The 19,290-nt window shown below is 51.6% G+C and carries 20 protein-coding genes; 4 read left to right on the top strand and 16 right to left on the bottom strand.

Annotation, left to right across the window (positions count from 1 at the left end):
• The first annotated feature begins 21 nt into the window (after positions 1-21).
• Positions 22-615, top strand: a complete 594-nt coding sequence (locus IE181_RS07975) for an NnrU family protein (protein ID WP_191251765.1) — start codon at positions 22-24, stop codon at positions 613-615.
• An 81-nt stretch (positions 616-696) separates the two neighbouring features.
• Here the strand turns inward: IE181_RS07975 and tolB are convergent, their stop codons facing one another.
• The 13 genes from tolB to yaaA all read right to left on the bottom strand — a co-directional run bounded on the left by tolB (position 697) and on the right by yaaA (position 13,388).
• Entirely contained in the window at positions 697-2,049 is a 1,353-nt protein-coding gene (gene tolB, locus IE181_RS07970) for a Tol-Pal system beta propeller repeat protein TolB (protein ID WP_191251764.1), read from the bottom strand.
• A gap of 36 nt (positions 2,050-2,085) precedes the next feature.
• On the bottom strand, positions 2,086-2,940 hold the full coding sequence (gene tolA / locus IE181_RS07965; RefSeq protein ID WP_191251762.1) for a cell envelope integrity protein TolA: 855 nt from the start codon (positions 2,938-2,940) through the stop codon (positions 2,086-2,088).
• A gap of 46 nt (positions 2,941-2,986) precedes the next feature.
• Positions 2,987-3,421: a protein TolR gene (tolR, locus tag IE181_RS07960; RefSeq protein ID WP_191251761.1), complete on the bottom strand. Its 435-nt coding sequence runs from the start codon at positions 3,419-3,421 to the stop codon at positions 2,987-2,989.
• 2 nt (positions 3,422-3,423) lie between these two features.
• Positions 3,424-4,143: a protein TolQ gene (gene tolQ / locus IE181_RS07955; RefSeq protein ID WP_191251760.1), complete on the bottom strand. Its 720-nt coding sequence runs from the start codon at positions 4,141-4,143 to the stop codon at positions 3,424-3,426.
• Entirely contained in the window at positions 4,143-4,628 is a 486-nt protein-coding gene (locus tag IE181_RS07950) for a thioesterase family protein (protein ID WP_191251759.1), read from the bottom strand. Before IE181_RS07950 ends, tolQ begins: the two co-directional genes overlap by 1 nt.
• Positions 4,625-5,671 (bottom strand): Holliday junction branch migration DNA helicase RuvB, encoded by a 1,047-nt coding sequence (gene ruvB / locus IE181_RS07945; protein WP_191251758.1) that lies wholly within the window; start codon positions 5,669-5,671, stop codon positions 4,625-4,627. The genes IE181_RS07950 and ruvB overlap by 4 nt, the downstream gene beginning before the upstream one ends.
• Positions 5,668-6,297 carry a Holliday junction branch migration protein RuvA gene (ruvA, locus tag IE181_RS07940; RefSeq protein WP_191251757.1) on the bottom strand — a complete coding sequence of 210 codons (630 nt, stop codon included), beginning with the start codon at positions 6,295-6,297 and terminating at the stop codon, positions 5,668-5,670. The genes ruvB and ruvA overlap by 4 nt, the downstream gene beginning before the upstream one ends.
• A gap of 30 nt (positions 6,298-6,327) precedes the next feature.
• The gene (gene ruvC / locus IE181_RS07935; protein ID WP_191254123.1) at positions 6,328-6,822 is read right to left on the bottom strand and encodes a crossover junction endodeoxyribonuclease RuvC; all 495 of its coding nucleotides are present in this window, start codon (positions 6,820-6,822) and stop codon (positions 6,328-6,330) included.
• A 43-nt stretch (positions 6,823-6,865) separates the two neighbouring features.
• Entirely contained in the window at positions 6,866-7,618 is a 753-nt protein-coding gene (locus IE181_RS07930; RefSeq protein ID WP_191251756.1) for a YebC/PmpR family DNA-binding transcriptional regulator, read from the bottom strand.
• 207 nt (positions 7,619-7,825) lie between these two features.
• Positions 7,826-9,637, bottom strand: coding sequence for an ATP-binding cassette domain-containing protein (locus IE181_RS07925; protein ID WP_191251753.1), 1,812 nt, complete (start codon positions 9,635-9,637; stop codon positions 7,826-7,828).
• A 113-nt stretch (positions 9,638-9,750) separates the two neighbouring features.
• Positions 9,751-12,003, bottom strand: coding sequence for a xanthine dehydrogenase family protein molybdopterin-binding subunit (locus IE181_RS07920; protein WP_191251752.1), 2,253 nt, complete (start codon positions 12,001-12,003; stop codon positions 9,751-9,753).
• Positions 12,000-12,455, bottom strand: a complete 456-nt coding sequence (locus IE181_RS07915; RefSeq protein ID WP_191251750.1) for a (2Fe-2S)-binding protein — start codon at positions 12,453-12,455, stop codon at positions 12,000-12,002. Before IE181_RS07915 ends, IE181_RS07920 begins: the two co-directional genes overlap by 4 nt.
• A 165-nt stretch (positions 12,456-12,620) precedes the next feature.
• Positions 12,621-13,388, bottom strand: coding sequence for a peroxide stress protein YaaA (gene yaaA / locus IE181_RS07910; protein WP_191251748.1), 768 nt, complete (start codon positions 13,386-13,388; stop codon positions 12,621-12,623).
• A 130-nt stretch (positions 13,389-13,518) separates the two neighbouring features.
• On the opposite strand from yaaA, the gene IE181_RS07905 reads away from it, so the two are divergent.
• Entirely contained in the window at positions 13,519-13,758 is a 240-nt protein-coding gene (locus IE181_RS07905) for a SlyX family protein (RefSeq protein WP_191251745.1), read from the top strand.
• Between the two features lie 61 nt (positions 13,759-13,819).
• Here IE181_RS07905 and IE181_RS07900 read toward each other — a convergent pair whose 3' ends face one another.
• Positions 13,820-15,034 carry an MFS transporter gene (locus IE181_RS07900; protein WP_191251743.1) on the bottom strand — a complete coding sequence of 405 codons (1,215 nt, stop codon included), beginning with the start codon at positions 15,032-15,034 and terminating at the stop codon, positions 13,820-13,822.
• Between the two features lie 151 nt (positions 15,035-15,185).
• On the opposite strand from IE181_RS07900, the gene IE181_RS07895 reads away from it, so the two are divergent.
• Entirely contained in the window at positions 15,186-16,478 is a 1,293-nt protein-coding gene (locus IE181_RS07895) for a cystathionine gamma-synthase family protein (protein WP_191251741.1), read from the top strand.
• A gap of 29 nt (positions 16,479-16,507) precedes the next feature.
• On the opposite strand, the gene IE181_RS07890 is transcribed toward IE181_RS07895, so the two are convergent.
• Complete coding sequence (locus tag IE181_RS07890) at positions 16,508-16,972, bottom strand: nuclear transport factor 2 family protein (RefSeq protein ID WP_191251739.1); 465 nt, start codon at positions 16,970-16,972, stop codon at positions 16,508-16,510.
• Between the two features lie 36 nt (positions 16,973-17,008).
• Positions 17,009-18,244 carry a polyhydroxyalkanoate depolymerase gene (locus IE181_RS07885; protein ID WP_191251737.1) on the bottom strand — a complete coding sequence of 412 codons (1,236 nt, stop codon included), beginning with the start codon at positions 18,242-18,244 and terminating at the stop codon, positions 17,009-17,011.
• 192 nt (positions 18,245-18,436) lie between these two features.
• Here IE181_RS07885 and IE181_RS07880 point away from each other — a divergent pair, with 192 nt between their 5' ends.
• Entirely contained in the window at positions 18,437-19,228 is a 792-nt protein-coding gene (locus IE181_RS07880) for a 3-hydroxybutyrate dehydrogenase (protein ID WP_191251735.1), read from the top strand.
• Positions 19,229-19,290: the final 62 nt, after the last annotated feature.

Raw genomic sequence — 19,290 nt, 5'->3', positions numbered from 1 at the left:
AACCATGAAAGGTGAACTGGCATGACGTCCCCACTGCTGATCCTCGGTGTTAGCATTTTCATACTAGCCCACCTTATCCCTGTGTATGCGCCTGACTTTCGTACAAAAACGATGGACAGAATGGGTGCGCTTCCGTACCGACTTTTATTTGGCAGCATTGCTGCGGCATGTCTGTACGCCATTACACTTGGATGGCAAACGTCTGACCCCCTGTTCATCTATGAGCCTGGGCAAGCCGTCTTTCACTTCATGCCTCTGGTGACCGCAACTGGTTTTATATTTCTAGCTTCTGCATTTTTGCCAACAAAACTACGGAATGTTTTCCCTGATGCTCGCATGATTGGGATTGGGCTGTGGGCTGCTGCGCATCTTTTGGTAAATGGTGATACCCGCTCCCTATGGCTCTTTGGCGGCTTTTTACTGTGGAGCTTGCTGGCAATTGTGGGCAACCATACGCACGCCGCACAAAAAAGGCAGGCATCTGCCCCGCAAACCCATAAACCCCAAATAAAATATGATGCTATTGCGGTCTGCATTGGACTTGCTCTCGCAGCGGGTGCAACGGCACTGCACACGACAATCATCGGGGTTAGCCCATTGCCTTACGCCGGGTAATTTAAGGCCAACCAGAGCCGTTCTTCAAAAGGAAAAGGCCCCGAAAAACGGGGCCTTTTATCTGAGGTTTGGATGATTTTCTTACCGCTGATTGGAAATCGGCAAGGGCGGTGACCACGCCGGATCACTCGCGTCAAACGGTGTCGGTACCTGGCGTTCATTCCGACCTGTCAAATCGACTGACCACAAGCTGGTGTCCCCACCCCGGCCACGACGATCATACTCTTTGGTGCGGAAGAACATCAAAACCCGACCATTAGGCGACCAAGTAGGCCCTTCATCCTGATACGCATTGGTCAACAGTCTTTCACCGGACCCATCCGGACGCATCACGCCGATACGGAACTTGCTGTCACCAATCTTTGTAAAGGCAAGCAGATCACCGCGCGGTGACCAGACCGGCGTCGCATATCTACCGCGGCCAAAGGAGATACGGCGTACACCGGTACCATCCGCATTCATGACATAGAGCTGCTGGCTGCCACCCCGGTCAGAGTTGAAAACGATAGACTGTCCATCTGGCGAATAAGACGCAGATGTATCAATGCCGGGATGACTGGTAAGGCGCTTCACACGGCGCGTGCGCAAATCCATTACATAAATATCCGAATTCCCGTCCTCTGCCAGTGTCATAATAACCTTGTTACCGTCCGGCGAGAACCGCGGCGCAAATGTCATACCGGGAAAGTCACCCAACACTTCCATTTTGTTACTAAGCACATTGAACAGATACACACGCGGCTTATCCCGGTAATAGCTCAGGAACGTAATTTCCTGACGGTTTGGCGAGAAACGCGGTGTCAGAACAAGATAACTGCCATCTGTAAGGAACTGCTGGTTTGCACCGTCCTGATCCATAATAGCCAAACGTTTTACCCGGTTCAGTTTGTCACCGGATTCCGCGATATAGACGATCCGCGTGTCAAAATATCCTTTGTCGCCCGTGATCCGCTCGTAAATACGGTCAGATATCACATGGGCAATACGCCGCCAGTTCGACACAGGGGTGTTATACCCAACCCCTTCCATCTGACGACCGGACAAAACATCCCATAGACGAAATTCAACGCGCAAATTTCCATTTGGCAGCAGACGCACAGTACCTGTTACCAGCCCCTGTGCCCCCAGTGGACGCCAGGACGCAAACTTGGGGCGCCCGCTTGCAGCAGGCTGTTTTTCAATGAAAGCGTTCGGAGACAACGGCCGGAACAAGCCTGTTGTTTCAAGATTACTGGTTATCACATGCGAAATGCTAAGACCTATATCGGACAACCGGCCCGTGGATGTTTCCTGATCCTGCGCAGCATAAAATTCCGGTATTGCAATCGGAATAGGATTACTGGTTGCATCTGTCACATCCACCGTTATTTGTGCCTGTGCGTGACTGGCCAGCATCACAATGAATAAGAATGCCCCAACCAAGTTTTTAATCATGCTACTTCCCGCCTCCTGAACGCGTTCTATTTACTGCTAACCGCCACCAAACTCGCGGCCATCAAACTTAAAGTCTATATAATTCCTGCCCGACTTAACATACTCGATCGTTTCGGTATAGGGCGCACAAAGCTGTACTGCGCGCTGTGCACTTTCCGCGAATGACCGGTAGAAACCGTCCGACATGTCCCCTGTTTTAACAAACTGAGGCGGCCGGGACAGGTCACCGTCAGGTCGTAACCAGATGCGAACTGTTACCTGCATTTCCGCAACACCTTTGGCACCACTTGGGAAAGTCCAGCACCGGGCAAGCTTCTGACTTAGGGCATCAACCAGCCGCGCCGTCGCGATCCGGCCACGCAGACCAGCGAACGGGTCTACTTTTGCAGGCTCCGCTTTCGGTGTTTTCGCGGCCTCCGTCTTCGGTGTTGGTTTCGTTTCTTCCTTCTTCGACCGGTCAATCAAATCAGCAATTGATTTGGTTTGAAAGCGTGACGGCGGTTTTGGCTTAGCTTGCGGCGTCACCGCTGCGACCAGTCGCTGACGTTCAACAACCTTTGGATCGGGCTTTGGCTCTGGTTTCGGCTCCGGTTTTGGGGCTTTCACCTCTGGCTTCGGCGTAGGCAGCGGGACAGACTCTGCCGGTGCAGGGGCCGTATATTCTTCCCTAGCATACTTTGGCTGCACTTCTTCCTGTACGGTTTCAGTCTCAACTTCCGGCTCTGGCGCGACAATCTGTGTCTGTTCAGCGATACGAACAAAATCAACTGCGATCGGTGGCGGAGGGGCTGGTCTATCTTTCCGGAAAGACGGCAACCCGACCATAGCCACGGTAACAACCCCGACATGCAGGGCGACCGACAATATCCAACCTACCTTTTGCACTTTCACGCGTGTACCCTATCCTTTGCGCATGGTTTGTATGAATGTCGTTTGCCTAAGGTGCCTGATCGGCGATCAACGCAACCTTGGTAAAGCCTGCTGCATTCATGGTACCGATTATCTGCATTACCCGCCCATAATCCAGACGCCGGTCTCCGCGAACATAAATCCGCATGTCTTTGCGGTTTTCTGAAATCGCGGTTAAACGTGCCACCAGCTCATTCAGCTCGATGGCAGTGTCTGCAATAAATATGGCACCTTCATGATTGATTGATATCTCAAGCGGCTTCGTATCCTGCGGCAAAGGCTTCGCCTGCGCTTTTGGCAGGTCAACCTGAATACCCGCGGTCAACAGCGGCGCCGTAACCATAAAGACAACCAGCAAAACCAACATCACATCAACAAATGGTGTTACGTTAATTTCTGCTAGTGGCCGATACTTATTGCGGCCCCGGCCCCGCTGCCCTGAACCTGTAACAGACGCGCCCATGTCTAGCGCTCCCGCTCGTCAAGCTGGCGAGACAGGATAGCGGCAAATTCATCAGAAAAACCTTCAACCCGACTGGCATACCGGCCAAGATCCGTTGACAATTTGTTGTAGGCAATCACGGCCGGGATCGCTGCGACCAGCCCCAGTGCCGTTGCAAGAAGCGCCTCTGCGATACCGGGGGCCACGGTTGCAAGCGATGTATCACTGGCCATCGCAATGGAAGTAAAACTGTTCATGATCCCCCAGACGGTACCAAAAAGCCCGACAAACGGTGACGCAGAGCCAATAGTTGCCAAATAGCCCACCTGGCCTTCCAGCTTGTCCATCTCGCGACCCGTGGTAACATGCATAACCTTGTTGATACGGTCCTGAACTGTCACTTTATCCAAACCACTGGTTCGGCCGGTCAGGGAACGCTGCCATTCCCGCATGGCTGCAACAAATACCGCAGCCAGCGGATGATCCGGCGCTGCCTTGATACGACTATAAAGGTCATCAAGTGAATTGCCTGACCAGAAGATATCCTCAAATTCGTCTGACTTGGCCCGAGCCATTTTCAGCCGATTCCACGTATTAAAAATAATCGACCAGCCCCAGACACTGGCAACTATCAACAAAATCATAACACTTTGAACGATAAAATCTGCCTGTGCAAACATGCCCAAGATCGAAAAATCGACAGCATTTCCACCCAGCTCAGTTGCCTGCAACGTTTCGTCCATTACTCTCTCCTGCCTAAAGTATTCGCAGCGTCTGCTTCTTCTAGCCACTGCTGCCAGCACGCCCGTGCATCTGGCGTCCAGCGCCGTGGCCGCCCATCTTCACCAATCACCGCAGCAAGCACCTCTGCCTCTGCGATAACCTCATCCCCGCGGCTGATCCACTGCTTCACTTCAATGCCCGCAGCACGCACTTTTGTAACCATGCTTTGCCCCATCAGAATGTCGCCGATCTTTGCCTGCCTTTTATAGGTAATATTGATCTTACTAACCACATAGGTCAGCGGCCCACCCTCTTCTTCGCTTAGATCAAAGAGATGGTTTACATCTGCAGCCGTACCGCGAATGCTCTCGGTTCTGACCCGCTCAAAATAACTGACATATCGGCCGTGGTACACCATGCCGCCCACATCTGTGTCTTCGTAATAAACACGGATCGGAAAATGGAATACACCGTCTATCCACTGCCCTTCTGAAAGCGATGTCATGCTCCGTTACCTCCAAGTAAATCCATCTGGTCTGCCCCCTGCCCCTTTGGCGGAGTCAGTCCAATGTGTTTCCAGCCGTTAGAGGACAAAGTCCTGCCGCGCGGCGTGCGCATCACCAGTCCAGCCTGCATCAGATAGGGCTCGATCACATCTTCGATCGCATCCCGCGGCTCGCTTAACGCAGCGGCCAGGGTTTCTATACCCACAGGGCCACCCCCGTACGTATCACCAATACAGCGCAAGTACCGGCGGTCATTGCTGTCCAGCCCCAAAGCGTCCACCTGTAGCCGGGTCAGTGCAGCGTCTGCTGCAACCGCATCCACTGTGTGCCGTTCGGCGACCAGTGCGAAATCGCGAACCCGTCGTAAAAGCCTGCCCGCCACCCGCGGGGTACCCCGTGACCGCGCGGCAACTTCCCGCGCGCCATCATCCGTCATTGACAGATTCAGCAAGCGGGCGCCTCGACCGACCACTTCGGTCAATTCTTCCGTAGTATAAAACTCAAGTCTGGTCGGAATACCAAACCTGTCTCGCAGGGGTTTGGTAATCATCCCGGACCGGGTCGTCGCACCAATAAGGGTAAAAGGCGGCAGATCAATCCGCACAGACCGTGCCGCAGGACCTTCGCCGATGATCAAGTCAAGCTGGAAATCTTCCATCGCCGGATACAGAACTTCTTCCACCATCGGATTCAATCGGTGAATTTCGTCAATGAACAGAACATCTTTTTCCTGCAGGTTGGTCAACAGGGCAGCTAGGTCACCTGCCTTTGCGATAACAGGGCCACTGGTTGCCCGGAAATTCACGCCGAGTTCCTTGGCAACAATTTGGGCAAGCGTGGTTTTTCCAAGCCCTGGCGGGCCGTAGAACAACACATGATCCATAGCCTCACCACGGGTCCGCGCAGCCTCGATAAAAATACGGAGGTTATCACGCGCCTGTTCCTGCCCGATAAAGTCGTCAAGCGTTTGCGGTCTTAGCCCCACATCCACTGTGTCAGTTGCCTGATGCTCGCGGTCTACCATTCTGTCTGCATCGGTCATAAGACAGAAAGCTCCTTCAAGGCTGCGGGAATAACCTTGGAAACATCAGCGTCAGCCCCCAAGTCAGCAAGCACCCGCGCTACGGCACCGTGCGCCTCTACCGGTTTGTAACCAAGATTGACAAGAGCGCTAACTGCGTCTTCGATAACACCGCCCTGCGGCGCGGCTCCAACAGGGGCACCTGCGCCAGACGGCATCTGCACCCCTTGAGGTTTCGTGACAAAGGCAGTCACTTTATCCTTGAGCTCATTCACAATTCGTCCAGCCAGTTTAGGCCCCACACCATTGGCGCGTGAAACAGCCGTTTTGTCCTGCGCTGCAATGGCGGTTTTAATCTCGTCCGGGCTAAGGGCTGACTGAATGGCAAGGCCAACCTTGGCCCCCACCCCCTGCACAGAGGTTAACAACAGAAATAAATCCTGGTCTTCCTTCGACGTGAAACCAAAAAGCGTAATCGCATCTTCGCGTACAACAGTTTCGATAAACAGGCTGATTGCTTCACCGGCGGCAGGTAACTGTGACAAGGACCGGGATGAAGCATGGACCAGATACCCAACGCCGCCGACGTCAATGATCAGCCAATCATCGCCAACACTATCCAGCAAGCCTTTTAACTTTGCGATCATATGGTACAGAGCCCCTTATAAACGATCACGCTACAGCATTCCTTTCATACGAGCAGACGTGCCGACATGATGCGCATGGCACACTGAAACTGCAAGCGCATCCGCAGCATCCGCACCATTAATTTTTACGCCGGGCAACAGCACCCTGATCATTGCATCCACCTGATCTTTGGCCGCATGGCCAACACCAACTACCGATTTTTTGATATGATTAGGGGTATATTCGGCAACAATAAGGCCAGCCCGTGCCGGAACCAATAAACAAATACCCCGCGCCTGCCCTAATTTCAGGGTCGACGCGGGGTTTTTATTAACGAAAGTTTCTTCGACGGCACAGGTATGAGGCTGCCATTCAGCAATCACACACTCTAAGCCTTCATATAACTCGAGAAGACGATCAGACAGGGCCTTCTTCGGGTCGGATTTCACGGTGCCATTAGCAACATGGCTCAGGCGCGTGCCGTCACTGTCGACGATGCCCCAGCCTGTTTTCTGTAGTCCCGGATCCAGTCCAAGTACTCTCATCACCCTGTCTTGTCCCCCGTCTGGCAATAGCCAGAGCTACATTTTAGTCGTCGCCAAGCTCCGCCATAACGTCTTCAGGGATGTCATACCCGCCGAACACGGTCTGAACATCATCGTTATCTTCAAGGGCGTCAATCAACCGCAGCAGCTTTTCAGCACCGTCTTTGTCCAGCACTGTTGGCTCTTTTGCCTTAAAGATCAGGTTTGCGCTTTCCGGCTCTGCATTCAGGGCCGTGCCAAGTGCCGATAGCACAGCATGCATGTCAGCAGCATCGGTATAAATTGCATGACTGTCTGCGTCGGATTCTACTTCATCTGCACCGGCTTCGAGCGCCGCTTCAAAAACGGTATCAGCGTCAGCAACATCCGCGGCGAAAATAATCTCACCCACGCGGTCAAACATAAAACCAACAGAACCACTTTCGCCCAAATTGCCGCCAGCCTTGTTAAAGATGGCACGAACATCTGACGCTGTCCGGTTACGGTTATCCGTCAGCGCCTCTACAATAACGCCGATACCGCCGGGGCCGTATCCCTCATAGCGCATTTCATCATAATTTTCGGTATCCCCGCCAACGGCTTTTTGAATAGCACGTTCGATATTATCTTTCGGCATGGACTGAGATTTAGCGTTCTGAACCGCCAGACGTAGCCGCGGATTTTTCTCTGGATCAGGGTCGCCCATCTTTGCAGCGACGGTGATTTCTTTGCTGAGTTTAGAGAAAATCTTCGAACGTTTTTTGTCCTGCGCACCTTTACGGTGCATAATATTCTTAAATTTACTATGGCCTGCCATGGTATCCTCTGATCAGATTTCTGATTTTACAATGGGTAGCATCGCCGATAGCGGCGAAACCAGTTGTCTCTTATTAGCAAATTTTCCTGCCTTGAACAGGGGAAAGTCGCAAAAACTGGTAAAACGCCCCCATTAATCTTAGTGGGTGAGGATATCGGCACCATTATTGGTTAAATAGCCCGATATTGCGACCAGAATACCGACCTTCTATTTTGCCAGATTTTCTTTTTGTTCCTCCAGTTCGAGCCAGCGCATTTCTTTTGCGTCCAGCGTCTCCTGCAGGGTTACAAGGTGCTTGGACTTTTTATCAAATCCGACAGGATCCCGACCATAAAAGTCCGGGTCTGCCAGTTCGGCTTCTGTCTGACTTATTTGCATCGAAAGTGCCTCAACTTCGGCGGGGAGAGTATCCAACTCCCGCTGATCCTTATAGGATAGTTTGGTCGCTTTCTTCTGCGGCGCATCCTTGATTGATGTAACCTTTGCTGATTGACGCACTGGCTCTGGCGCTGCTGCTTTATCCGAAAGCGCCTTCTGGACACGATAATCAGAATACCCGCCTGCATATTCAGTCGCCGTACCGTCCCCTTCAAGCACGATGGAAGATGTCACCAGTCGGTCCAGAAAGTCACGATCATGGCTGACCAGCAGAATAGTACCGTCATAATCCGACAATACTTCCTGCAACAAATCAAGCGTATCCATATCAAGATCGTTTGTTGGCTCATCCAAAACCAGCAGATTGGAAGGCTTTGCAAAGTTCGCAGCCAGCAGAAGGCGATTACGCTCCCCTCCGGATAAGGCAGACACAGGCGTATTGGCAACAGACGGATCGAAAAGAAACTCTTTCATATAGGTCATGACATGCTTTGTTTCGCCGCCGATATGAACCCAGTCGCCTGCATTACCCGCCATTGCTTCTTTCACCGTCATATCGTCTTTCAGATCAGACCGTTTCTGATCAATGAAAAGCGGCTGCAAGTTAGACCCCAGGCGAACAGAACCGGCATCAGGCTCGGTTCGACCGGTCAAAATATTCAACAACGTTGATTTACCAACGCCGTTAGGACCGATAAAGCCAACCCGGTCTCCCCGATTGATTTTTACGGAGAAGTCAGAAAACAGCTGCCGCCCATCATAAGCCTTGGAAATGCCTTTTGCCTCAATAACGCGTGCCCCGGATTTTTCGCCGCCAGACATGCTGATTGAAACACTGCCTTTGTCTTTCACCTGTGAAGCACGATCTTCGCGCAGGGCATACAGCCGACGAAGCCTGCCCTGATTCCTGGTCCGTCGGGCGGAAATACCCTCAACCGACCACCGGGTTTCTTCCTTGATTAATTTATCAAGTTTTTTTGCTTCCAAAGCTTCATTCTCTAGCACTTTTTCCTGCCAGCCTTCGAACTTGTCAAAGCTGTCATCCATGCGCCGGATAATACCGCGATCCAGCCAGATACAAGCGGACGACAGTGTGTTTAGAAACTTTCGGTCGTGCGATATCAGCACCATCGCGCCTTGCCAGTTTTTCAGATACCCTTCCAGCCATTCAATTGTTGCTACGTCCAGATGGTTCGTAGGCTCATCAAGCAGCAGCAGATCAGGTTCCCCGATCAAGGTGCGTGCGAGCGCCGCACGGCGCAATTCCCCGCCCGACGCAGTTGACGGGTCTGCGTCCCCAACCACCTGCAAATCTTCGATCAGAATATCTGCGCGGTATGTCTGGTCCTGTTCATCACCGGGCAGGCCGCCAACAATATAGTCTTTAAGCGTGGCATAACCCGAGGCATCTGGCTCCTGCGGCAAATAAGCGACGGATGTACCCGGCTGGACCCAGCGCTCCCCACCGTCCGCTTGTATAATACCCGCGACAACCTTCAATAAGGTAGATTTTCCTGCACCGTTTCGCCCAATCAGACATAGTCGGTCCGTGGCACCAATATGCATTTCAAGATTATCCAGCACGGGATTACTACCCCAATGCAGCATAATTGATCGCAGACTTAAAATCGGTGGCGCCATGACTAATCCTTTTACTCTTTCTGCTGCTTATAGGCGGGCCGCTGAACGCACGCAACAGGATAAAAAAAGAGGCCGCATCAGCGGCCTCTCCTTTTCGAAAGATCGTGGGTTGCCTATGCCGACAACTGATCGCCAATGGGCAGCCTGCGAATACGCTTCCCTGTGGCATCAAATATCGCATTGGCCAGCGCAGCCGCGACCGGCGGAACTCCCGGTTCGCCTACACCGCCCGGCGGTGCGTCTGAAGCAATGATAGACACTTCGACATCCGGCGCTTCATCAATGCGGCAAACTGGGTACCCATCAAAGTTACTCTGTTCAATGCGGCCATTCTTGGCGGTGATTTCGCCATGAAGTGCGATTGACATACCGAAAATCACAGCCCCTTCCATCTGGGCTTTCACACGGTCTGGGTTAACGGCAAGACCGCAATCAATCGCCATCCAGCCTTTAACCACTTTCAGGGCACCGTCTATGACCTGCACCTCAAGCGCGCAGGCGACATAGCTGACAAAACTGCGGTGTACACTAATGCCAATACCGTGTCCTTCGGGCAACGTACGCTTGCCGTAACCAGACATTTCCACTACGTGGTCAAGGGCGCCCTTCAGCCGCTTGGTGTCCACAGGATGACGATCCAGACTTTCACCATAATTGCTATATTGTGCACCATCATCAGCAGGATTGATCTTACGGTCACTACCAATCAATTCATGCCACATGGCATCAGTTTTGACGCCCTGTTTACGCGCCAGTTCGTCCACAAACGATCCGACCGCAAAAGCCTGTTGAATGTTGGCAACGGACCGTAACCAGCCAATGCGCACGTGCGCTTTTGCATCCCCTGATTCAATGGACAGGTTTTCTGCGGCAAACGGTATGTCCAAAAGTCCCAGACCTGTCTGGAAGCCAGCATGTCCGGCACCGTTCTGGAATGTTGCCGCAATCGGCGGGTACGCAACGATATGCTGATACGCGGTCATCTTGCCATCAGCATTCAGTCCTGCACGCACCTTCTGGGTTGAGATGTCATGGTAAAAACCATGCTGCACATCATCTTCACGGGTCCAGACCATTTTAACAGGCTTACCGACCTTTTTAGAGACAATCGCGGCTTCCACGGCAAAATCTGGCTTGGATTTCCGGCCAAACGCGCCCCCAAGAAGGGTTGTAACAGCCTTGATATCCTCTGGCTTCTTGCCAACAAACGGCGCCACAGCATTTTGGACGGTTTGCGGATCCTGTACACAGGCCCAGATCGTCAAATCATCACCATCCCATTTTGCCGTCGCAGCGGGTGGTTCCATTGGAATATGATGCTGGTGCGGGACAAAATAGCTCGCCTCATAGACATCTGCGGCTTCCGCCAGGGCCTTTGCAGCATCTCCCCGCGTCAGATATTTTTCTGTCGGCCCATCAAGCGCCTTCCACAAGCCTTTTTCATACTCTGTAGTATCATAGTCTGCGTTTGGTCCATCATCCCACACAGGGTTTAATGCTTCACGCCCCTTGATCGCAGCCCAGGTATTCTCCGCAACCACGGCTACACCGCCGAGCGGCTTGAATGCAGCTGGCAATTCCATCGCGGGCAATTCAACCACGTCTATGACCCCGCGCACGGCCCGTGCAGCTGCTTCGTCATAAGATTTCAGAACACCCCCAACAACGGGCGGACGAGCTGCAACGGCATAGACCATGCCTTCAATGCGCACATCCTGGCCAAATTCGCTGCTACCCGTTACAAAATCCTTCATATAGACATTCTGTTTGGGCTTACCGATGTAAGAATGCTCACTTCTGGATTTCAGGCGCACATCCGCTTCTGCCGGGACAGGCATCTCCGCCGCATCAGCAACCAGATCTTTATAGTCGAGCGTGTCGCCGGTCAGACTATTCTTGACCTTGTGGCTTTCGGCAGCAACATCACCCATAGAAACGCCCCAGCGCTTGGCCGCCGCCGCCTCAAGCATATGACGGGCCGTCGCACCCGCCACACGGTAGGTATCGTAAAATTTGCGAATAGACGTAGAACCGTCTGTGTTCTGATCACCAAACTTTTTGTCACCGTACGCAGCGTGCAGTTTAATTCGGTCCCAATCAGCACACAGTTCATCTGCAATCACCTGCGGCAAGCCAGTGCGGCTACCCTGCCCCATTTCAACCCGGTGCACATACAAATGCGCAGTACCGTCCAGATCAATGGCCAGATACACACTGTTAGACAGCATATCCTTACCCATTAATTCCGCCTGAACCGCATTGGAGAAAATCGGCGCAGTCAGTAGCAGACCACCCGTCGCCCCCATACCCATCAGAACAGAACGGCGCGACACGTCAGATTTAGAGACTTTTGAGATTACTGTCATGACGCATCTCCCGCTACGGAACGAATAGCCTTTTTGATCCGTTCATAGGTACCACAACGACATATGTTGCCGTACATGGCGTCTTCGATCTCCCGGTCTGTCGGGTTCGGGTTCTGAGCGAGCAGATTAGCTGCCTGCATTATCTGACCAGACTGGCAGTAACCACACTGTGGTACATTATTGTCTGCCCAAGCCTGCTGAAGTTCCGTTAGCTTATCCCCGTCAGCCAATCCTTCGATAGTTGTGACAGACGTACCCTCCAGATCACCCACTGGTGTCTGGCAGGACCGCACAGCCATACCATCTACATGAACGGTGCATGACCCGCAAAGCCCTTGACCACAGCCATATTTGGTGCCAGTCAGACCCTGCACATCGCGCAACATCCACAAAAGTGGCATTTCTTCATCACCGTCAAAAGTGACAGACTGTCCATTGATCGAAAATTTCATTGTGTTCCCCGTATCCCGTTTGATCGGCGCAGGTCGTGCCAGAAACACCGATCACATTCTTGTTAGAATAGCGAGTATAGAGAAAATTATGGCGGAGTCTATTGTAGCTCCGCACATTTCACATTCATGTGATCAGACAGTCCAGCGGAATAACTTTCGCTTATTTTAAGGCTTTGGACGCGTGAAAATCCAGGAATCATCCGTGGACTGATCAGGGTCAAAACGGTACCCAGCGACGTCAAAGTCTTTCAACTTGTCCACGTCGGTAATGCGATTATCCACCGCATACCGGGCCATCATGCCCCGTGCCTTTTTGGCAAAGAAAGAGACAATCTTGGCCTGCCCATTGGAGATTTCCTTGAAGTTAGGCGTAATAATCCGTGCATTCAGGGACTTTTTATCAACAGCCTTGAAATACTCCCCTGACGCAAGGTTAACCAGAACACGGTCTGGGCCTACTGCCTCATTCAGCACACTTGAAATCCGGGCACCCCAAAAATCATAGAGGTTTTTGCCGCGGTCCGTTGCGAACTTCGTTCCCATTTCCAAACGATATGCCTGCATCAGATCAAGTGGCCTCAAGACCCCATATAGGCCAGAAAGTATTCTGATATGCTCATTGGCAAAACTGCGGTCGTCTTCCGACATGCTGTCCGCATCCAGGCCAACATAAACATCCCCCTGGAATGCATCCAGTGCAGGACGCGCATTGGCGTCTGTGAAGGGAGTTTTGAATGCATGAAAACGCTGCATATTGAGTTCAGCCAACGCATCTGAAATGCCCATCATGGCTTTCAGATTCTCAGGTTTCAGCGTTTGCGCCTTTTTCACCAATTCTTTGGCATCTTCCATCAGCACAGGTTCAGTGCCCCCAGCACGCAGGTTCTCGCTCTCAAAATCAAGTTTCTTCGCAGGGCTCAGGACAATCAGCATTCACTTCCTCCACATTTTCGGTTATGTCCGGGATAAAGCAGTCATACACCAATGGCAACCGCCAATGAAAATTGAAATCTTTTGTCACACTAAACGACAAAAAAGATAACCAAGGATCAGGAAACCGATCATGTCCCCATCATCTCCAACAATAGACGACCTGCAGGACCGTATCGCAGACATAGAGCAAAAACTAATGTTTCAGGAAGAAACCATAGAGTCCCTGAGCGATGTTGTGACCAAACAGTGGGCTGCTATCGACAAGCTACAGGCGAAACTGAAAATAATGGATGACCAACTCTACGAAATGGAAGTCCAGTCGGGAGCAGGTGCCAAGCCGGGGTCAGAGCCGCCACCGCCTCATTATTAAGACTGGATACAAAGCAAGCCCCAGAAACAACGCCGGGCTACCATACTGAACCTTTGGGGAATTACAGGCTCTCGACCGTGTTGCGTGTTTTCAGAACATGTATGACCGTAACAGCCGCAGCCACAGCCAGGATGGCAAAGGTAACCTGATTAACAACAGTCCAGCCAAATTCATTCAGTATAAAGCCCGAAGCCAGTGACCCAGCGGCAGACACTGCAAAGACAATAAATTCGTTCAGTCCCTGCACCCTGCCTTTTTCTGCCTCAGTATGCACCGTAGTCAGCAAGTGCGACCCGCCTACGAAACAGAAGTTCCAACCAACACCAAGTAGTACGAGGGCAATTGAAAACTGCTGAACTTCTATCCCGGACAGGGCCGTGATAAAGGCAAGAGCGAAACAAGCCTGCCCCACCAACAGGATTTTCATAACACCAAAGCGGGCAATCAACTGGCCAGTAAACAGGCTGGGCAAAAACATCGCGATCACATGCCCCTGGATAACATGGCTGGAAGTCAGGGATCCAAAACCACATGCCTCCATCGCAAGCGGTGTGGCTGTCATGACAAATGTCATCATGGCATATCCGGCAATACCGTTTGTAACCGCAACCAAAAAGGTCCTGTCTTTGACAATTTCAGAGAGAGGTCGACCCTTTTTCTGCCCTTCTTCGCCGGAGGCATCCTCTGGCGTGTAATGTGCAGGCGAACCAATGGGGGCCATCAACAATATGGGGACAATACTGAGAGCCGCCATGATGCCGACAAAAATATACACCCCCATGAATGTATAAGGCATGAAATGCTCATTAAACCAGGCGTTGGCCGTAGGCACCATCAAAGCCGCAATTAATCCGCCCAGCAACACAAGGGAAATGGCCCTTGCAGCGTGGGTCTTCGGCACACTTTCACTGGCTGCAAATCTATAATATTGCGCACTGGCAAAATATGGCCCCATCAAAAATGTCCCGACGCAGAACAAATCGAAACTGCCGATACGCACGGCATAGGCACAGACTGCGGCTGATAAAATACCCAGCATACTACCAAGCATAAAACCAAATCGGCGGGATTTATGCTGCATCAACATGGAGAATGGCCCGGTGGTCAATGCAGTTGAAACAATAACCAGCGATAGCGGTACCGTAGCCAGCTTGGGGTCAGCCGCCAGCATTTTCCCAGCAAGACCTGCAAATGACACATTGGTCATCGACGACGACAGAAAAAACGCCTGCGCCACAATTAGATACCATACATTTTTAGACTTTTCTTCACGCATGACGCCGTACACCTTTGGAAACTCTTTTCCCTTAGACAGGGTTTGCCTCAGAAAAACAACCCCAAACACCAGTTTATGCCTTCACAAAAAATACTAGTTGCAAATGTAACCAAATATGGCATCAAAGACATACCAGTAGGGAGGAACAAGAATGCCAACTCAGAAGAAAAACTATCATAAGCGTTACATCGGCGACCACAAACTCCACGCAGAGAGCCAAATGATGGGGTACGGGTACGACCCCGCACTGTCCGAAGGCGCGTTAAAGCCGCCCGTTTTCATGACCAGCACGTTCGTTTTCGATAACGCGCAAGATGGGAAGGAATTTTTCGAACTTGCCTACGGCAAACGCACCGCCAATGAGGGCGAGGAAAGCGGCCTGATATACAGCCGGATCAATAACCCTGATCTCGAAGTACTGGAAGACAGACTTGCCATTTGGGAAGACGCAGAGAAGGGTCTTTCATTTTCAAGCGGCATGGCAGCAATCTCAACCTGTCTGTGGGCATACCTGCGTCCGGGAGATGTGATTGTTCACTCTGCCCCTATTTACGGCGGGTCAGAATATCTCATTCGTAACATCCTGCCTGAATTTGGCGTGGAGAGTGTCGAGTTTGAGTCCGGCTTGCTGGATTATACACTTGCCGATGCGCTTGAAGAAGGCCTGACCAAGGGGCGTATTTCGGTCGTGTACATCGAAACACCAGCCAACCCAACCAACGGACTGGTTGACCTGCAGCGGTGCCGTAAACTCGTTGATGCCATTGCGGAAAGACAGGGCGGCCACAAACCCATTATCATGGTCGACAATACTTTTCTTGGCCCCGTTTGGCAGCAAGCCCTGAAGCACGGTGCTGATATCTCTATCTACAGCCTGACAAAATATGTGGCGGGGCACTCTGACGTAGTGGCGGGTGCTGCCCTTGGCTCTGCAGAGGTTATGGCCCCTGTGATGGGGTTCCGTACTATCCTTGGCACCATGTGCGATCCGCACACTTGCTGGCTTGTTATGCGTAGCCTTGAAACACTGAAATTACGGATGGAACGATCTGCCGAAAATGCCGCGCACATTGCGTCATACCTCAGAGACCATCCAAAAGTTGAACGGGTTCATTATCTTGGTTTTCTTGAAGAAGGCTCAGAAGCGCGCAAAGTGTATGATCAGCAGTGTTTATCCGCAGGGTCTACTTTCTCTTTCGATGTTAAAGGCGGCGAAAAAGAAGCCTTCCGCGTTCTCGATACCCTGTCGTTCATTAAATTGGCTGTCAGCCTTGGCGGTACAGAAAGCCTTATTGAACATCCTTTCAGCATGACGCACGCTGATGTACCTGACGATGTAAAAACCCGTCTGGGCATCACAGAAAGCATGATCAGAATCTCTGTTGGTGTCGAACATGTCGACGATCTGATCGCTGACCTGCGACAGGCACTAGATTCTATTTAAACAACCAAACCATACGTACCGACTTCATCTTAAGGATTGAAGTCGGTGCAGTCTCCGTCATGATGGCGGTCAATACCGTGAATGATTTTCCAGTCAGTATCGATTTTTGTAAGCGTGAATGTGTTCACGCCGCAACTGACAAGGTCGCCTTTATACCATAATTTGAACGGCGCCCATACGGTGGCAAGGGAACCAAATTCCTGTACTTTTAGACCAAAAATCCGTTCATCCGCATCGCCAGCCTGCTGCGTATCCACCCAGTCAGCCCAGCCTGAAAATCCACTACGACGCAAGCCACCTTCCTTGGTCGCCCGGTCAAGGGTCGCATCTTCGACAAAGGCCGAGCGCACAGCAGCCCCGTTCCCGGCATACATTGCCTTAAACAAATTTTCGATTGTTGATTGGGGCGTATCACCTGCCTGTGCCTGCACGCTACATAAAGCAAGCCCTGAAACAAGCGCGCCCCTAAGCGCAGAAGAAATATAGTTCACCACCTGATGCCTCCCACCATCTGCGAGGCAGATACTGCGTTACTTCCCTTTGGTCGTATGGTCATGCTTTCTGATGAAAGCTTTCACCTCTGGCGCGATGCGTTCCCGCCATTTACGGCCATTGAAAATACCGTAGTGCCCTACCCCTTCGGCCACATAATAGTTTTTCTTATCTTCTGCCAGATTTACCGAGATATCAAGCGCAGCTTTCGTTTGGCCAAGACCAGAAATATCGTCCAGCTCACCCTCAACTGCCATAATGGCCGTTGTTTTAATATTGGCTGGGTCAACGCGCTGACCATTTGAAATCCATTCACCTTTAGGCAGCAAATGATCCTGAAACACTACGCGAATTGTCTGCAGATAAAATTCTGCTGTCATATCTGCAACCGACCGGTATTCCTCGTAAAAAGCCTTGGTTTTGTCTGCGCTTTCACCATCACCAACGATCAGATGTTCAAACAATTCCTGATGTTTATCAACATGATCACCGAGGTTCATGGTCATAAAACCTGCCAGCTGCAAAAAGCCAGGATACACACGGCGCATAAAGCCGGCATTGGGAAGCGGCACCGTGGTTATGACATTTTCTTCAAACCAGGACAGGGGACGGGTGGTCGCCAGTGTATTTACCTCGGTTGGGCTGTTCCGTGTATCAACAGGCCCGCCCATCAACGTCATCGTCGGCGGTGTGCAGGGGTGCTCCTCGGCCTCCATCAGACTTACCGCCGCGTACACCGGCACAGAAGGCTGGCAGACGGCCAGTATATGCGTATTGGGCCCCAGATCAGCAAGCCAGTCGATAATATAGGCCACATAATCATCCAGGGTGAAACTACCGTCTACAACTGGGATGTCCCGCGCATCGCGCCAATCGGTAATATAGACATTATGATCAGGCAATAAGGCTTCAACAGTGCCGCGCAGCAGGGTCGCAAAATGGCCAGACATGGGCGCCACCACCAAAATCCGGGGATCTGCAGGGCTCCCTTGTCGCTTGAAGTGCTTCAACTGACCAAATGGCTTGCGGGAGACAATTTCCTCCGTAACCGGAACGGTTTTCCCAGCCACAACAGTTTCATCAAGACCAAATTTCGGCTTACCATATCGCCGTGTTAGTTGCTCCACCATATCAAAGCTGGCGGCCGCAACCTTACCGTACGGCGTATTCGCCAGCGGGTTATAGGGATTACGAAACCAGTTTTGTCCTTGATCAGCCCAGAAGCGGACAGGTGCAAAGGCAGCATGCTGCATTTCATAAATGGTATATAACATAAATCGGCACTCTACTGCTGTGGCACTGAAAATGTTGCAGTGCATTAAAATAACCCTACATCGGGATAAACAATACCGCAATGGGGTAAATAAATTATGTTTAAACCAGCATCTTCAACATATACCACTGGCATTGCCCAGATCCTGACCCTATAGTGCAGCGCAAAACATTCACTAGTCAGGAGGAATTTTATGGCTTCACTTCAGGGAAAGAATGCTCTCGTTACCGGCTCCACAAGCGGAATAGGCCTTGGCATTGCCAGATCCCTTGCCGCAGAGGGTGCGAACGTCATTCTAAACGGGTTTGGTGATCTGGATGAAATCAATAAGCTGTGCGCTGAAATTGCATCCGAGACTGGTGTTAAAGTCCATTACATCCCTGCCGACCTGTCCAGTGGTGACGAAGCGACCAAACTGGTCGAAGACAGTATCAAGACGCTGGGCAGTGTCGATATTCTCGTCAACAATGCTGGCATTCAGCATGTCTCTGCGGTGGAAGAGTTCCCGGCCGACAAATGGGAGAAGATCATCGCGATCAACCTTTCGTCCTGTTTTTATACCTCACAAGCCGCTTTACCTGCTATGCGCTCTGCAGGGTACGGCCGGATAGTAAACATCGCCTCCGTACACGGCCTTGTTGCCTCCCCCTTCAAATCAGCCTATGTCGCTGCCAAGCACGGGGTTATCGGGTTCACTAAAACCCTGGGTCTGGAAACAGCAGAGGACGAGAATGTGACCGTCAATGCCATTTGTCCGGGATACGTTAAAACCCCACTGGTGGAAGGCCAGATCAAAGATCAGGCAAAAGTGCACGGCATGTCTGAAGAAGATGTAATCCGGAACGTGATGTTGGCAGCACAGCCCAATAAAAGATTTGTCGAAGTTTCTGAACTGGCAAGCATGTGCGTGCTGTTATGCTCTGATCAGGGTAAATCCTTTAACGGTACATCGGTTGCGATTGATGGCGGGTGGACCGCCCGGTAACATTCCATACCCCTTGGGCCTGAATTGCAAAAGCCGGGAAAATTCCCGGCTTTTTTTACTGC

The organism is Kordiimonas sediminis, from assembly GCF_014656395.1.
Classification (GTDB): Bacteria; Pseudomonadota; Alphaproteobacteria; order Sphingomonadales; family Kordiimonadaceae; genus Kordiimonas_A; species Kordiimonas_A sediminis.
The sequence above is the reverse complement of the archived record's forward strand: the minus strand, read 5'-3'. Positions and strand labels throughout refer to the sequence as shown.

Coding starts and splice junctions, on each gene's coding strand:
- IE181_RS07975 (WP_191251765.1), top strand. CDS start 22: ATGACGTCCCCACTGCTGATCCTCGGTGTTAGCATTTTCATACTAGCC.
- tolB (WP_191251764.1), bottom strand. CDS start 2,049: ATGATTAAAAACTTGGTTGGGGCATTCTTATTCATTGTGATGCTGGCC.
- tolR (WP_191251761.1), bottom strand. CDS start 3,421: ATGGGCGCGTCTGTTACAGGTTCAGGGCAGCGGGGCCGGGGCCGCAAT.
- tolQ (WP_191251760.1), bottom strand. CDS start 4,143: ATGGACGAAACGTTGCAGGCAACTGAGCTGGGTGGAAATGCTGTCGAT.
- IE181_RS07950 (WP_191251759.1), bottom strand. CDS start 4,628: ATGACATCGCTTTCAGAAGGGCAGTGGATAGACGGTGTATTCCATTTT.
- ruvB (WP_191251758.1), bottom strand. CDS start 5,671: ATGACCGATGCAGACAGAATGGTAGACCGCGAGCATCAGGCAACTGAC.
- ruvA (WP_191251757.1), bottom strand. CDS start 6,297: ATGATCGCAAAGTTAAAAGGCTTGCTGGATAGTGTTGGCGATGATTGG.
- ruvC (WP_191254123.1), bottom strand. CDS start 6,822: ATGAGAGTACTTGGACTGGATCCGGGACTACAGAAAACAGGCTGGGGC.
- IE181_RS07930 (WP_191251756.1), bottom strand. CDS start 7,618: ATGGCAGGCCATAGTAAATTTAAGAATATTATGCACCGTAAAGGTGCG.
- IE181_RS07925 (WP_191251753.1), bottom strand. CDS start 9,637: ATGGCGCCACCGATTTTAAGTCTGCGATCAATTATGCTGCATTGGGGT.
- IE181_RS07920 (WP_191251752.1), bottom strand. CDS start 12,003: ATGACAGTAATCTCAAAAGTCTCTAAATCTGACGTGTCGCGCCGTTCT.
- IE181_RS07915 (WP_191251750.1), bottom strand. CDS start 12,455: ATGAAATTTTCGATCAATGGACAGTCTGTCACTTTTGACGGTGATGAA.
- yaaA (WP_191251748.1), bottom strand. CDS start 13,388: ATGCTGATTGTCCTGAGCCCTGCGAAGAAACTTGATTTTGAGAGCGAG.
- IE181_RS07905 (WP_191251745.1), top strand. CDS start 13,519: ATGTCCCCATCATCTCCAACAATAGACGACCTGCAGGACCGTATCGCA.
- IE181_RS07900 (WP_191251743.1), bottom strand. CDS start 15,034: ATGCGTGAAGAAAAGTCTAAAAATGTATGGTATCTAATTGTGGCGCAG.
- IE181_RS07895 (WP_191251741.1), top strand. CDS start 15,186: ATGCCAACTCAGAAGAAAAACTATCATAAGCGTTACATCGGCGACCAC.
- IE181_RS07885 (WP_191251737.1), bottom strand. CDS start 18,244: ATGTTATATACCATTTATGAAATGCAGCATGCTGCCTTTGCACCTGTC.
- IE181_RS07880 (WP_191251735.1), top strand. CDS start 18,437: ATGGCTTCACTTCAGGGAAAGAATGCTCTCGTTACCGGCTCCACAAGC.